This window comes from Bacillus luti (assembly GCF_001884105.1).
Taxonomy (GTDB): Bacteria; Bacillota; Bacilli; order Bacillales; family Bacillaceae_G; genus Bacillus_A; species Bacillus_A luti.
This window is the reverse complement of the sequence record NZ_MACI01000024.1, coordinates 1-14902: the sequence shown is the minus strand read 5'-3', so window position 1 is coordinate 14902 and position 14902 is coordinate 1. Positions and strand designations below refer to the sequence as shown.

The window sequence follows — 14902 nt, the reverse complement described above, 5'->3', positions numbered from 1 at the left end:
CTATTAGAGGGGGGATTATGTGCAAGGAATAAAAAGATATTTACAGTTTGTTAAACCATATCGATGGCTTATTGCTGTTACGATTGTTATCGGTCTAGTTAAGTTCGGTATCCCGCTTATCATGCCATGGTTATTAAAGTATATTATCGATGATGTAATTCAAGGCGGAGGGCCGCTGCAAGATAAAACGTCCCAATTAATAACGGCAATTGGGATTGCTTTTTTTATTTTTGCAGTATTAAGACCGCCGATTGAATATTATCGTCAATATTTCGCGCAGCGTATTGCGAATACAATACTATACGATTTACGGAAACATATTTTTGGTCACTTACAAAAATTGAGTTTACGCTACTATTCGAATACAAAAACAGGAGAGATTATTTCACGTGTCATTCATGATGTAGAACAAACGAAGGATTTTGTAATTACTGGTTTGATGAATGTTTGGTTAGATACGGCAACAATTGCTATCGCTATTATTGTGATGTTTTCTATGAATATAAAATTAACATTTGTTGCGTTATTAATTTTACCTATTTATGTAGTCGCAGTGAAATATTTTTTTGGACGTCTTCGAAAATTGACGAAAGAGCGTTCACAAGCATTGGCGACGATGCAAGGATATTTACATGAACGTATTCAAGGGATGCAAGTGACACGTAGTTTTGCCTTAGAAGAGTATGAGGCGAAGCAGTTTGAAAAAAGGAATAATGAATTTTTGACGAAAGCACTAGCGCATACGAGTTGGACGGCGAGAACATTTTCGGCGGTAAATACGTTAACAGATTTAGGACCATTACTTGTGATCGGTTTTGCAGCATATGAAGTGGTTCAGGGGCAGTTAACATTAGGGACTATGGTTGCTTTTGTTGGATATATGGATAGTTTGTATAGTCCACTTCGCCGCCTTGTTAATTCTTCTACAACATTAACGCAGTCTTTCGCATCGATGGATCGGGTGTTTGAACTGTTAGATGAAAAATACGATATTGTGAATGTGCCAAGTGCGGTACAAACGAAAAAATTAAATGGTGAAGTGATATTTGATAATGTATCTTTTCGTTACAATTCGGATGAAAAAGAGGTATTACATAACCTTTCGTTAACTATGTTGCCAGGAGAGAAGGTGGCACTTGTAGGAGCAAGTGGGGGAGGGAAGTCATCTCTTGCTAGTTTAATCCCGCGTTTCTATGATGTTTCTTCAGGTGCAGTTTATATAGATGGGATAGATGTCAGAAAGTATGATATGAGAAATTTACGTAGTCATATTGGAATTGTACTGCAAGATAATTTGTTATTTAGCGATACAATTGGGGCAAATATTTTATATGGAAATCCGAAAGCTACAGAGGCAGAAGTGATTGCGGCTGCCAAAGCTGCGCAAATTCATGATTTTATTATAGAGTTACCTGATGGTTATAATACGGTCGTTGGGGAACGTGGTGTGAAGTTATCTGGTGGACAAAGGCAACGTGTAGCAATTGCACGAGTGTTTCTAAAGAATCCATCGTTACTTATATTAGATGAGGCGACTTCCGCTTTAGATTTAGAAAATGAACGATATATTCAACAGGCGCTTCAGACGTTAGCGGCTGATCGGACGACGATTATAATCGCACATCGATTGGCGACGATTACGCATGTGGATACGATTATTTACATCGAAGACGGTGAGATTAAAGAAACAGGTTCTCATGAAGAGTTAATGAAAAAAAGAGGATTTTATTACAATTTATATCAACTTCAACATATAACAGAAACAGCTCCTTTAGCCTAAAAGGAGCTGTTTTTTATTCGTCTTCTTTTTTATCGTCAATTTGGAGTTCTGTTTCTGGTTTATGGTATGTGTAGAAGCTATCCACTAATAAATCTAAATGCTCTACTTCTTCACTATAGTTAATAATTGAAGAAATAAGAGGGAAGAGATGTAGCCATGTTTTATATGCTTCTTCATCATCCTTGTTTTGATAATCCATAAAGATATCAATTAATTCTTGTTTACCCGTTTCAACTTCATCTAGCATTTCAACGGATTGTTGTTTCTTTGCTTTACCAATAAATTTTAATAAAACTTGTTCATGATAATGCGTTAATGAATCAAGTTCGTTTTGGATGGATTCTTGAAATTCTTCTGGCATATAGCGCAGTTCATTTTCAGTACGATGTAATGACTTTAACGTACTTAAAGCACGACTTGTTGTCGCTAACATTTGTCTGAATAAAACGAGCTTACGAATCTTTGCGAACTTTACTTTTTTCGTGTAGCTTCTTTCTTCTTTATACAGTAAGTAATAATGATTTAGTTTGATCATTTTTTCTTTCATACGATCAATATCAGTTTTTAACGTTGTAAAGTCAGAAGCTTGCCTGCTATTCATTCGAATCCATTTCACAATTTCTTCTGTATTATCAACGATACGATGATAAAGTTTTGTTTCGTACTTTGGCGGCATAAATACTAAATTTACAAGTGAAGCCGCAATAATTCCGATCATAATCGTCGCAAAGCGAAGTAAGGCAAAACTAAAGAAATCTTCGCCTTGATACTCCATAATGGCGATAACTGTTACTAAAGCGATTGATATTGTGTTTTCTAATCGTAATTGTAATGTAAGAGCAATTACTAATATACATGTTAATCCAATAATAAAAGGATTATGTCCAAAAGCAGTAGCAAATACGATAGCGAATACCGCACCAATGACGTTTGCTTGAATTTGTTCAAGAGCTGTTAAATACGAACGATATACAGACGGCTGAACAGCGAAGATGGCTGAGATTCCCGCGAATACCGGACTTGGTAAGTGAAGTAAAATACAAGCAAATAAAGCTAATGTGATGGCAATACCCGTTTTTAAAATGCGAGCACCAAGTTTCATACCCTAAATAAGATCCTTTCTCTTGTCATAATGAATGTACAACATGATACTATACATTCATTACAATATGTTAGCAAGTGATATTTTAGTGACGTTAATAAGAAATTAAGATTCATTTATACTTTTTCCTAATTCTTTTTAAACATCAATTTTTAGTAAAAAAACCTGCTGAATTTCAGCAGGTTTCAAATTGTTACTATAGATTACTATGAGAAGTGTACTTCGTCAATTTTTTCTTAAAAATGAAAATGAGGCATATCACTCTGTTGAGATAGATGGATCAGCCTGCTCTTTTTTCGGGATAATTTCAAAAAACTGATTCTGTATATCATCTAATAATGGTGTTAACAAAGCAACTTCTTCGTATTGCTCATGCTCGTTTAGTACACGAATATAGTCTAGCAATAATTCGGTTACATCTTGCAAACCGTTTTTACTAATTGGTTGTAATGTAACATTTGCCCCTTTTGCGATTCTTCTTTTTAAGGCCTGTTCTGTTAAACCTAAGTTTGAATCATGACGTAAATAAACAACACCGCCAGTCATACCAGCACAAATCCATGGACCGGGGTCCCCTAAAACAAGCGCTCGCCCATTTGTCATATATTCAAAGGCGAAACCTTTAATATTGGAGTATGCAGCTATATTTCCTTGCTCTTTTTTACGTAGTGGTTTTGTTATTCTACCTCCAATTATCATATCTGCTCCAGAAAGGCGAATACCAGCGCGAGCGTCGGCGTTACCTTGTACGTATAGTGCACCTTTTTGTGCGCCATATCCAAAGCCTTTTCCGACAGAACCGTTATAATATAAGCCGTCTTTTCCTTTTGCTTTCGTTATATAAATACCACCGCCAAAGGAAGTTTTGCCAATGCCATCTTGCGCACCACCATTTACGTGTATAAATAAATTTTCGCTATTGTAAGCGCCTAATCCATTTCCTGGAATAGAGCCGTTTGTATATTTTAATGTAAGTGGTTCAAGCTTGGTGTCTTCATATAGTTTACTGCGAACGCGATAACAAGATTCTAAACCACCCATAACACGTTGCTCTACGCCAACGCCTACTAATTCTTTTGAGTGTGGGGAGTGGACTGTTTCAAGTTGTTTTTCCTGTATGGCTGCTATTTTTGTAACAGATGGATATTCTATCGTTTGCAGTAAATTACATAAGTTCAATAAATTTTCGCCTCGAACTTGCTCTAGTAAATTAGAACACCCGACGATTTCTTGTAAATTTGTATAACCAAGCTGCCCTGTTAACCGTTTTAGTTCTAAGCCAAAAGTGGTGAATAAATGTAATAAACCAGCAACTGCACTTTCTAATTCCCGTGGGACGAAGCGGCGTAGCCCGTGTTCTTTTGCTTGCGCTTCAGATTCAATTTGTGTTGCGATTCCAACATGGCAAGTATCTAAATGACACCCGCGGCAAGTTGTACAGCCAATTGCAATCATTGATAATGTGCCAAATCCAATACGGTTTGCTCCAAGGAGCATAATTTTTAAGGCATCATTTACACTTCGAATACCACCATCGGCCCAAATTTCTACTTGATCTCTCATCCCTGCTTCTAGTAGAGCATTGTGAGCAGCTTTTACACCGATTTCTACTGGAAGACCTACATGTTGCAATGCGTGAATACGCGCAGCACCTGTTCCGCCATCAAACCCGCTAATGTTAATAAAATCAGCACCAGCTTTTGCGATGCCGACAGCAATTGTTCCAATGTTAGGAACGACAGGGACTTTTACAGCTACTTTTGCAAGTTGATTAGCCGTTTTAATTTCGGTAATCATTTGAGCTAAGTCTTCAATTGAATAAATATCATGGTTGTTAGAAGGTGAAATTAAATCTGATCCAATTGTAGCGTTACGTGCTTCGGCGATTTTGGCTGTTACTTTTGAACCAGGCAAATGTCCACCTTCACCAGGCTTTGCTCCTTGACCAATTTTTATTTCAATTAAATTTGATGAATTTAGTAATTCAGCGTTTACTCCAAATCGACCAGAGGCAACTTGTTGTCCGCGTGTATGTGGGTATTTACCAATCATATCTTTAATTTCGCCGCCTTCACCGTTCAAACTAATCATATTTAGTTGATCGGCAGCTTCTGCATACGCACGAAAGGCAATTTCATTTTGAGAACCAAATGACATGGAACTAATAATAAATGGTAGATCGTGATTCCGGATACTAATGGATACGTCTTCAGTTGGAACGATATGTTTTGCTTGTTTCGTTTGAACAAGGTGTCTGATTGCGATTGGATTATTGTTTTCTAATTCACTTAACTTTTCGCGGTAATCATCATAAGGATTTCCCTTTGCAACATCGCCAATGGCTTTCCAAATCCGCGGGAATATGTGAAATGACTTTCGCATTCTAATTTTAGGATTGTTATAATCATCCGCGCGCATTTTTGCATCTTCAGCAAGTGATTCAAGTGAAAAAGCTAAATCATTTGAACCGAAGAAATTTGTAATTTGTAGTATATTTGCGATTTCCTCATGTAACCCGATAGATGAATAGAGACGTCCGTAACCACGTAACTCATGAATTCCGATTGTTGAAATGACTTTCTCTAATCCTTTATTAAGGGCCGTATACAAATTCGTAATTGGTGTTTTTGTTCCGTCATTTACGGTCGCAAACAATAAATATGGATTAATACTGTCTGCTCCTAACCCATATAGCGTGACGATGTCATGTAAGGAGCGAAGGGCACCAGAACGTATAACGAGAGAGCAGTTGCGGCGCAATTTATTTTCACTTAATGCTTGGTGTACCTTAGCGGTAACTAAATGTGGATCAATCCACAATCGTTCATTTAGATGGGCTTTCGCGTCATCTAATACTAGTAGAGAAGCGCCATTGTTAACGGCAGCTATTGCTTCAGAACTAATGCGGTTTAATGCGCATTGCAAAGTTTCTGGTGAGCTGAATGTAGCAGAGATTGTGGCGATAGAGCTATGAGTCATGAATAGCTCTGTAAGTTGTTCGTACGTAATTGTGTGTAATTCTTCTGCAATAGATTGTGCTACGTTTCCTTCTAAAATAATTGGTGAAAGCATCTCAACTACAAATGGTTGCTTCGCACCGCTTAATAAACTTGGGCGTTCTCCAAGTACAGTACGTGTAGAGAAGTGTTCAATTTCACGGTCACGGTCAATTGCTGGATTTGTAACGACAGCTACACTTTCTTTAATAAAGTCAGCAATATTTCGTCTATCGGTATCAAGCGCGGCAAGTGGTGAATCGTGTCCTAGTGAGCGAATTGGCTCAACGCCTTTTGTTGCCATCTGTTCAAGGAGCTGAATATGTTCTCGATCCCATCCAAAAGCAACGTATTGTTTCGTTTCAACTTGAACAGAATCACATAATCCTTGGATTTTTTTCGTTTCAGGGATAGATAAGTTTAAATGGTAATCAGTAGTATCAACTCGCTTTTTAAAACGGTTATATACTTGGGTTTGGTATTTGTCATATTCATAAAGAACAAGTTCATCTTGTTCATTCCATTTTAATCCGACTTTTTCCCCAGGAGCGAGTGGTTTTGGTTCTGCTACATATTCAGTTGGTGATACAACTCCAGGTTCAGAAGAGAAAATATAAGAGCTCTCTGTCTCAACTTTCCATACTGGTCGTAGGCCAAGGGAATCAACGCTGAAAACAGCTTCATCTTTAAAACGGGAAATGATTCCAGCTGGCCCTTGTGCAAAATGTCCCCATGCTTCACGTATATACGTATATAAATCTTGTAAATGTGTTTCATAAAGTTTAATTTCATTAATAATTGGTGGGAATAGTATTTCCATTGCTTCAAATAAACTGTAGTCGTATTGAACAAGTAGAGTTTCTAAGGTGCGGTTTAAATCTTGGGAGTCACTGCCCCCAGCAGTAAGTGGTACATCAATCATTTCAGCTTGATCGCGTAATTTGGCAATGGTGTTAATTTCACCATTATGTCCGAGAATACTAAATGGTTGTACACGAAAAAAATTAGATAATGTATTAGTAGAATAGCGGTTATGTCCTAGTGTCATAGTCGAAGCGATAAGTGGATGTTGTAAATCATTGTAATAGGCAACAAGTGTATCGCCAGCACCTAGAACTTTATATACAACATGATCACGGCTTAATGAAGCGACATGAATTGCTTCGTTTTCCTCTATTTTTATTGTGACAGCAAATAATGTTTGCTCAATATTTGCAACTTCATGTTCGGCGATAAGGGCAACTTGCCAAAATAGTGGTTCTTCTTGTTTACCAAGTGGCCCGAGTGCATCGGAGTTTATTACATCGTCACTTTCGAAAAGGATTGCAAAGCTTTCGTTATTTAGTTGTGTACGAATATGGTTTTTTAAATTAACTATATTTGCGTTTTTGTTTAGAAAAAAATGTCCAACGATAAAGTGGGGATGATCCACAATCGTTGGATTATATCCGCTACTTTTTAGTTTTTCATTCCAAAGAGCTTTTGGTACATCAATGTGAATGCCGATGCCATCGCCTTCGCCATTAATGAAACCAGCTCTATGATTCATTTTGACGAGTGATTGTATGCAAAGATCAATGTTTTCTTTTGTAGGAATTTTTCGTTTCTCCATAACGGAAACGATTCCACACGCATCATGTTCTGCATTTCTATAATCTCGAAATAAAGACGGTGTCCATGTATTTTTTTTATTGAGCATCCGTCAATCCCCCCTCTTGTTAAAGTTTGAATAATCTTACTATTTAAGGCGTGAGTAGCCTTGTATACACGGATAGTAAGGATGTGAAATAAAAATAAAACAGATAATTATGAATAATTATACTATTAATGAGGAATTTATGAAATAGAAAAAAGGAAAAAAGAAAGATGTGCTTTCTTTTTTCCTTTTAATAATGGGATTATTTATTGTTTGCTAATGCAGCAAATGCTCTACCAACAGCTTCAATTGTATATTCAATATCTTCTTTTGTATGTTCTGTCGTTAAGAACCATGCTTCATATTTAGAAGGGGCTAAGTTAATGCCTTCTTGAAGCATAAGCTTGAAGAATCTACCGAACATTTCACCATCTGTATCTTGTGCTGCATCGTAATCTTCGATTGTATTTGTTGTGAAGTATACAGTTAAAGCACCTTTTAGACGGTTTAATGTAATATCGATATTATGTTTAGTCGCTTGCTCTAAAATTCCTTTTTCAAGCATTGCGCCAAGTTCATCTAATTTTTCGTATAGGCCTTCTTGCTGAAGAACTTCTAGACAAGCGATACCCGATGCCATAGAAGCAGGGTTTCCTGCCATTGTACCAGCTTGGTATGCAGGTCCAAGCGGAGCAACCTGTTCCATAATTTCTTTCTTCCCACCGTAAGCACCGATTGGAAGTCCGCCGCCAATAACTTTACCAAGCGCTGTTAAGTCTGGTGTTACGCCAAGTAAGTCTTGAGCACCGCCGTACATAAAGCGGAAAGCAGTAATAACTTCATCATAAATTACTAGTGCACCAGCTTCGTGAACAAGTTCATTCACTTTTTCAAGGAAGCCAGGTTTTGGCTCTACAATACCGAAGTTTCCAACAATCGGTTCTACAAGGATAGCTGCTACTTCATGTCCCCATTTATCTAATGCTTCTTTTAAAGTTTCTACATTATTAAATGGAACCGTAATAACTTCTTGAGCGATACTTTGTGGTACGCCAGCTGAGTCAGGAGTCCCTAGAGTAGAAGGGCCAGATCCAGCTGCTACAAGTACTAAATCAGAATGTCCGTGGTAACAACCAGCGAATTTCATAATTTTTGTGCGGCCTGTGTAAGCACGAGCGACACGAATTGTTGTCATTACTGCTTCAGTCCCAGAGTTCACAAAGCGTACTTTATCTAAAGCGGGCATTGCTTCTTTTAACATTTTTGCAAATTTTACTTCTAGTGCCGTTGGTGTTCCGTAAAGTACACCATTTTCAGCAGCTGTTGTAATTGCTTTTGTGATGTGCGGGTGAGCATGTCCCGTAATAATAGGACCGTATGCTGCTAAATAATCGATATATTTATTTCCGTCTACATCCCAGAAATAAGCACCTTTTCCACGTTCCATAGCAACAGGAGCGCCGCCGCCAACTGCTTTAAAAGAACGAGAAGGACTATTAACGCCGCCAACGATATGTTCTAAAGCTTCTTTATGTAATGCTTCTGATTTTGTGAATTTCACTACCATTCATCTCCTTACAAAAATCTATGTATTATTCTAACATGTTTTTCGAAAAGACGTATTGTTTGTGATAGAGAAGGCAGTTGGGTAAACTATTCGTTGTGACATTTAGGAAGGGGGTCCGATTATGAAATCGGTAATTGAGGTACAAGGGTTACGTAAAGAGTTTACAGCCTATTCAAGTCGTCCGGGTTTAAAGGGTGCATTTCGCGATTTATTAAATCGTAATTATAAAATAGTACCAGCAGTAAATGATGTGTCTTTTACTGTAAAGCAAGGTGAAATGGTTGGTTATATCGGTGAGAATGGTGCTGGTAAATCAACGACAATTAAAATGCTTACGGGGATTTTAACTCCAACATCAGGACAGATCATAGTAAATGGAATGAATCCACATAAACAAAGAGAGGAATTTGTAAGAACAATTGGTGTTGTTTTCGGTCAACGCTCACAGCTGTGGTGGGATATTGCGGTACAAGAATCGTTTCGTTTACTCAAAAAAGTGTACGGTGTATCAGATGCTCAGTATAAAGAACATATGGAGCACGTGATTGAAACGTTAGATATTGGTCCTTTATTAGATAAGCCAGTTCGAAAGTTATCTTTAGGCCAAAGAATGCGTTGTGAATTAGCCGCAGCATTAATTCATAATCCACCGTTATTATTTTTAGATGAACCAACAATTGGACTAGATGTTCTTGTGAAATTGAAAATACGTGAATTTTTAAAAGAGATGAATGAGCGTTATAAAACAACAATTTTATTAACAACTCATGATATTACGGATATTGAAGCTTTATGTGAGCGCGTTATCATGCTTGATGAAGGGAACATTATGTATGACGGTTCTTTAAATAATCTTCGCACACAGTGGGGAGCAGAGAAAGAAATACATTTTCAATTTGTTGCCCCAGTTTCATATCAGGAATTATCGATGGTTATGCCTGATAACCATGTCGTTTGGTCAAAAGCGAAAGAAGAAAATGCGTGGGTTGCAAAAATACCAAATGAAGAAGTGATTATTTCAATGCTCATTTCTAAAGTAGTACAAGCCTTTCAAATTAAAGATTTAAAAATTAATGAAGTATCTACAGAGGAAATTATTCGTAACATTTATGAAGAAGGTATTAGGCATGGGTAAGTATATTGAAATGATTCGAATTCGCTTTTTAATGATGCTTGCGTATCGCACAAACTATTATAGTGGGATTTTAATTTATACAATTAATATCGGCGCATATTATTTTTTGTGGCAAGCAATTTATAGCGGAAAAGAGAATATTGAAAGTTTATCTATTTCACAAATGACTACGTATATTGCAATCGCGTGGATGGCACGTGCGTTTTATTTTAATAATATAGATAGAGAAATTGCGATGGAAATTCAAGAAGGCCGTGTGGCTGTAGAATTAATTCGTCCTTACAACTATTTAGGTATGAAAGTTATGCAAGGTCTTGGTGAGGGGATATTCCGTTTTGCATTCTTTTCCATCCCGGGCATGGTTATCGTTACGTTATTATTTTCACTGCAAATTACAACGAATTTTCAAACGTGGTTATATTTCTTCTTATCTTTAATATTTAGTTTTATTATTAATACACAAATTAATTTAATGACGGGAATGCTTACGTTCTTCCTATTTAATAATAGCGGAATCATGTATGCAAAACGCGTTGTGATTGACTTGTTTTCAGGTCTATTATTGCCAATTAGTTTTTATCCGTTATGGGCCCAAAAAGCAATGATGTTTTTACCGTTTCAGGCCATTAGTTATATTCCGAGTATGATTTTTTCAGAAGGTATACAGGGAAGTAAGTTGTATGAGGCGTTAGTATTTCAAGTAGTTTGGGCAATCGTACTTATTATTCCAATTGTACTCATGTGGAGAACGGCGCGAAAACGTCTAATTGTACAGGGGGGATGATGGGATGCTATATATAAAATTATTTTTACAATATGCAAGTCAATATATAAAAACGAAACTGGAATATCGGGGCGATTTTATCGTTGGATTACTTTCTGATTTATCACTCCAAGCGGTTAATTTAATCTTTATTCTCGTTGTGTTTGGTCATACACAAGCATTAAAGGGATGGAGCCGAGAAGAAGTAATTTTTATCTATGGTTTCTTTTTAGTACCGTTTGCCATTTTTTCAGCCTTCTTTAATATATGGGACTTTAATGATCGTTACATTATTAAAGGGGAGATGGATCGTGTATTAACGAGACCAATTCATAGCTTATTTCAAATTATATTAGAAAGAATGGAACTTGAATCTTTAATTGGAGCCGTTACAGGAATTATTGTAATGTCATATGCAGCAGTAGAGTTACAATTATCTTTTTACTGGTATGATTTCTTCTTATTCTTACTGATGGTAGGTGGAGGAGCGCTTGTATACGGCGGGATATTTGTTACACTTGCGAGCCTTGGTTTTTGGTCGGATGCAAAAAGTTCTATTATGCCGCTTATGTATAACATAGGGAATTATGGTCGTTATCCGGTTAATATTTATAATCGTGTGATTCGCTTCATTTTAACGTTTGTCTTACCGTTTGCCTTTGTTGGAGTATATCCAGCAGCATACTTTTTAAGAAAAACAGAGTGGAATAGTTATGCATTTGCAACACCGATTGTTGGTATTATTTGTTTTACTGTTGCGATTACTCTCTGGAATCAAGGGGTAAAAAGGTACCGCGGTGCAGGAAATTAATTATAGAAGCTTGTTTGTTTCTATGGGATAAATCAGTCGCCTATCTCATACATATAAAATGAGGTGGAGGACATGTTATGGGGATTTATTCTATTAATTGCAGCAATAGCTATTTTAAGAAGTGTCCAATTATTATGGAGTTCATATTCGGATTCAACGCGTTTCTTTTCGCTGTATAATTTAGCCTCGTTATTTTTGATTTATACAACAGTACTAATTGCGTTTGGGTTAAGTTATGTTGTATTGGAGGAAATGGGTTTTACAGTTTTGAAAGAAGATGGAGAAAGAGTGACTGCTCATTCTTTTCAGCTCGTTGAAATTTGTTTGTATTTTAGTGCAGTCACTTTATTGTCCGTTGGATATGGTGATATAGCTCCGATTGGAATAGGAAGATGGATTGCGATCGGAGAAGCACTAATTGGATATACACTGCCGTTTGCTTTTGTGATGAGGTCAGTAATAGACAATGAAAAATAAGGCCGCATTTGTTATAGTTAAAGAAAAAGAAGGAGTGATGACAATGATTACAGTAGGAGAAATGGCACCGGAATTTACACTAGAGGGAAGTAACGGAGAACAAGTTCGTTTAGCTGATTTTCGTGGGAAAAATGTAGTTCTTTACTTTTATCCGAAAGATATGACTCCAGGGTGTACAACTGAAGCGTGTGATTTTCGCGATGCGTATGGAGTCTTTCAAGAAAAGGATACGGTTATTCTTGGAGTAAGTCCGGATTCAGCGAATAGACATCTGAAATTCATTGAGAAGCATGAACTTCCATTTGTACTTTTAGTAGATGAAGATCATAAAGTAGCAGAATTGTATGATGTTTGGAAATTGAAAAAGAACTTTGGGAAAGAATATATGGGAATTGAACGTTCTACATTCCTTATTAATAAAGATGGTGAGCTTGTAAAAGATTGGCGTAAAGTGAAAGTAAAAGGACATATTGAGGACGTTCTTTCTTATATAAAGTAAATGTGTAGTGGGGATAAAATATATAGAAGTAAGGCAAGTGTCTATACATATTTTACCGTCTGACATAAAGTGAAGTGTAGGGCATACCTCCTCAGATGATAGTATTCCAAGTGCGATTATGTCGCACTTTTTTCTATGCAAAATGTATAAGAAATAGGGAAAGATATATAAGGATAAGGCTATATACAAAAATAAACCACATACTTATAGTAGAAATATTGACGATTTATAAGAAAAGGAGTACACTCTTTATAAGAATTATAAAATAATAATCCGTATAGAATCGGGGTGCATGACGGTGGTCAAAGAAGAATTAAAAGAAGCGCTAGAAATGCTGAAAAATACGGGTGTACGCATTACTCCACAGCGTCATGCTATTTTAGAGTACCTTGTGGAATCTATGACGCACCCAACAGCGGATGACATTTATAAAGCATTAGAAGGTAAGTTTCCAAATATGAGTGTTGCAACTGTCTATAATAACCTACGTGTGTTTAAAGAAGTTGGGCTTGTAAAGGAATTAACTTATGGAGACGCTTCAAGTAGATTTGATTATGTTACAAGTCAACATTATCATGTGATTTGCGAAAAGTGTGGTAAGATTGTTGATTTTCCTTATGGGGGCTTGGAACAGCTTGAAAAAGAAGCTGAGAAAACGACAGGCTTCGTTATTAATAGTCATCGCTTAGAAATTTATGGCGTTTGTCCAGAGTGTCATAAGGCGTAATATATAATAAAGAAAGAGGCTGACGGCTTTACGTCGACCTCTTTCTTTATTATATAAGAGTAGCGTCAGGCTAATATGGGTTTGCAGCGTTAAGTTAGTAAGAGGATTATATAAAAATGTATCGAAATTACTTTAGATTGGTGAAAATGAAATCTGGAGGATACATTGTGAAGGAATATGATATTAAAAATAACATTCCAACATTGGAAGAATACAAATATTTATGTGACTCTGTAGGGTGGACTAATTATATGAATTTTGAAGTGGTGGAAACATCGCTCCAAAATTCTATTTACTGCATCACGGTCAATGATAATAATCGAATTATCGGTATGGGGAGAATTGTTGGTGATGGGGCTATCTATTTCTATATTCAAGATATAGTAGTGCACCCAGATTATCAAAGGAATGGTATTGGGAAGAAAATAATGAATGCTTTAGTTGAATACTTAAATTGGAATGCCCCTGATAAAGCATTTATTGGTTTGTTTGCATCGCAAGGCAAAACGTCATTCTACGAAAAATATGATTTTAAAGATTACTCGCCCAACATGACAGGGATGTTTACTGTAATATCGAAAAAACAGGCATAATGAATTTGGGGAGAAGACAGTAATCAAAACAAGGCGATTTCTTAGTTAAGAAATCGCCTTGTTTAATGACTTAAATTCACGCCCTTCACTATACTTCTATATACCTATGATTTATAGCTTTTCTTATTATACTTCTCATCAAATTCTTTTCCTTCTAGGTTTCGATCCATTGTTAAAGGTTGATTGCAGTGCATACATGCGTCGACACGACCGAGCATTTTTGTTGGTTTATCGCAGCTTGGACAAATAATTTGTACAGTCTTCGTAGATAACATACCAATCCAAAAGTAAACGACAGTACTAGCGATAACAGCTAAAAAGCCAACCATCATAAATGTTGTCATAATAATGATGTTGTCGCGGAAAAAGACTCCTAAGTATGCAATGAAGAGGCCGATAAATACTAAACTTAATGCAAAGGTCCGGATTTTATTGATTTTGTTTGAATACTTAATGCTCATTCTCACCAACTCCTATAACAATAATATAACATAAAATTTAGAATTTTCACTTATGTGTATGTGTGATAAAGAGATAAGATATGAATAAGAGGGAAGTCGATAAAGAAATGAATGGAAGATAGAATGATTTTTAAAATATGTTTTAAGGGTTTAACGGGATGTGAAATTTTTTTATGAAAAGTATTGACCCTGTATGTACGGCATGATATATTAATAACCGTCGCTGATGCGGAAACGCAGAAAACGACAAAAAAGAAATTGAAAAACTTAGTTGACATCGAAAAACGAAGATGTTAACATAAGGAAGTCGCAAATGAGCGACCAAGTAGTTCTTTGAAAACTGAACGAAACAAAC

General features: G+C 36.4%; 12 protein-coding genes. 8 read left to right on the top strand and 4 right to left on the bottom strand.

Annotated features, from left to right (window positions below):
* Positions 1-19 precede the first annotated feature (19 nt).
* Positions 20-1780, top strand: coding sequence for an ABC transporter ATP-binding protein (locus BAQ48_RS06400; RefSeq protein ID WP_071710438.1), 1761 nt, complete (start codon positions 20-22; stop codon positions 1778-1780).
* A 13-nt stretch (positions 1781-1793) separates the two neighbouring features.
* On the opposite strand, the gene BAQ48_RS06395 is transcribed toward BAQ48_RS06400, so the two are convergent.
* The 3 genes from BAQ48_RS06395 to hemL form a co-directional block, all read right to left on the bottom strand.
* The gene (locus BAQ48_RS06395; RefSeq protein WP_000765781.1) at positions 1794-2882 is read right to left on the bottom strand and encodes an aromatic acid exporter family protein; all 1089 of its coding nucleotides are present in this window, start codon (positions 2880-2882) and stop codon (positions 1794-1796) included.
* A gap of 258 nt (positions 2883-3140) precedes the next feature.
* A complete protein-coding gene (locus tag BAQ48_RS06390; protein WP_071710437.1) occupies positions 3141-7577 on the bottom strand; it encodes a glutamate synthase-related protein in 4437 nt (1478 codons plus the stop codon).
* A 199-nt stretch (positions 7578-7776) separates the two neighbouring features.
* Entirely contained in the window at positions 7777-9081 is a 1305-nt protein-coding gene (hemL, locus tag BAQ48_RS06385) for a glutamate-1-semialdehyde-2,1-aminomutase (protein ID WP_002017418.1), read from the bottom strand.
* Between the two features lie 121 nt (positions 9082-9202).
* Here hemL and BAQ48_RS06380 point away from each other — a divergent pair, with 121 nt between their 5' ends.
* The 7 genes from BAQ48_RS06380 (at position 9203) to BAQ48_RS06350 (ending at position 14086) form a co-directional block, all read left to right on the top strand.
* Entirely contained in the window at positions 9203-10216 is a 1014-nt protein-coding gene (locus BAQ48_RS06380) for an ABC transporter ATP-binding protein (RefSeq protein ID WP_000843651.1), read from the top strand.
* Positions 10209-11000, top strand: coding sequence for an ABC transporter permease (locus BAQ48_RS06375; protein WP_000521520.1), 792 nt, complete (start codon positions 10209-10211; stop codon positions 10998-11000). The genes BAQ48_RS06380 and BAQ48_RS06375 overlap by 8 nt, the downstream gene beginning before the upstream one ends.
* Positions 11001-11004: 4 nt before the next feature.
* The gene (locus tag BAQ48_RS06370) at positions 11005-11790 is read left to right on the top strand and encodes an ABC transporter permease (protein ID WP_000965747.1); all 786 of its coding nucleotides are present in this window, start codon (positions 11005-11007) and stop codon (positions 11788-11790) included.
* 72 nt (positions 11791-11862) lie between these two features.
* The gene (locus BAQ48_RS06365) at positions 11863-12267 is read left to right on the top strand and encodes a potassium channel family protein (RefSeq protein WP_000964349.1); all 405 of its coding nucleotides are present in this window, start codon (positions 11863-11865) and stop codon (positions 12265-12267) included.
* Positions 12268-12310: 43 nt separating this feature from the next.
* On the top strand, positions 12311-12766 hold the full coding sequence (gene bcp, locus BAQ48_RS06360; protein WP_071710492.1) for a thioredoxin-dependent thiol peroxidase: 456 nt from the start codon (positions 12311-12313) through the stop codon (positions 12764-12766).
* A gap of 298 nt (positions 12767-13064) precedes the next feature.
* Positions 13065-13493 (top strand): peroxide-responsive transcriptional repressor PerR, encoded by a 429-nt coding sequence (gene perR / locus BAQ48_RS06355; protein ID WP_000237832.1) that lies wholly within the window; start codon positions 13065-13067, stop codon positions 13491-13493.
* 167 nt (positions 13494-13660) lie between these two features.
* Positions 13661-14086, top strand: a complete 426-nt coding sequence (locus tag BAQ48_RS06350; RefSeq protein ID WP_071710436.1) for a GNAT family N-acetyltransferase — start codon at positions 13661-13663, stop codon at positions 14084-14086.
* A gap of 104 nt (positions 14087-14190) precedes the next feature.
* Here the strand turns inward: BAQ48_RS06350 and BAQ48_RS06345 are convergent, their stop codons facing one another.
* A complete protein-coding gene (locus tag BAQ48_RS06345; protein WP_000025054.1) occupies positions 14191-14547 on the bottom strand; it encodes a YgzB family protein in 357 nt (118 codons plus the stop codon).
* Between the last annotated feature and the right edge of the window lie 355 nt (positions 14548-14902).

Bases quoted from the DNA above. Each gene is read 5' to 3' on its own strand.
- BAQ48_RS06395 (WP_000765781.1), bottom strand. From the start codon at position 2,882: ATGAAACTTGGTGCTCGCATTTTAAAAACGGGTATTGCCATCACATTA.
- BAQ48_RS06390 (WP_071710437.1), bottom strand. From the start codon at position 7,577: ATGCTCAATAAAAAAAATACATGGACACCGTCTTTATTTCGAGATTAT.
- hemL (WP_002017418.1), bottom strand. From the start codon at position 9,081: ATGGTAGTGAAATTCACAAAATCAGAAGCATTACATAAAGAAGCTTTA.
- BAQ48_RS06380 (WP_000843651.1), top strand. From the start codon at position 9,203: ATGAAATCGGTAATTGAGGTACAAGGGTTACGTAAAGAGTTTACAGCC.
- BAQ48_RS06375 (WP_000521520.1), top strand. From the start codon at position 10,209: ATGGGTAAGTATATTGAAATGATTCGAATTCGCTTTTTAATGATGCTT.
- BAQ48_RS06370 (WP_000965747.1), top strand. From the start codon at position 11,005: ATGCTATATATAAAATTATTTTTACAATATGCAAGTCAATATATAAAA.
- BAQ48_RS06365 (WP_000964349.1), top strand. From the start codon at position 11,863: ATGTTATGGGGATTTATTCTATTAATTGCAGCAATAGCTATTTTAAGA.
- bcp (WP_071710492.1), top strand. From the start codon at position 12,311: ATGATTACAGTAGGAGAAATGGCACCGGAATTTACACTAGAGGGAAGT.
- BAQ48_RS06345 (WP_000025054.1), bottom strand. From the start codon at position 14,547: ATGAGCATTAAGTATTCAAACAAAATCAATAAAATCCGGACCTTTGCA.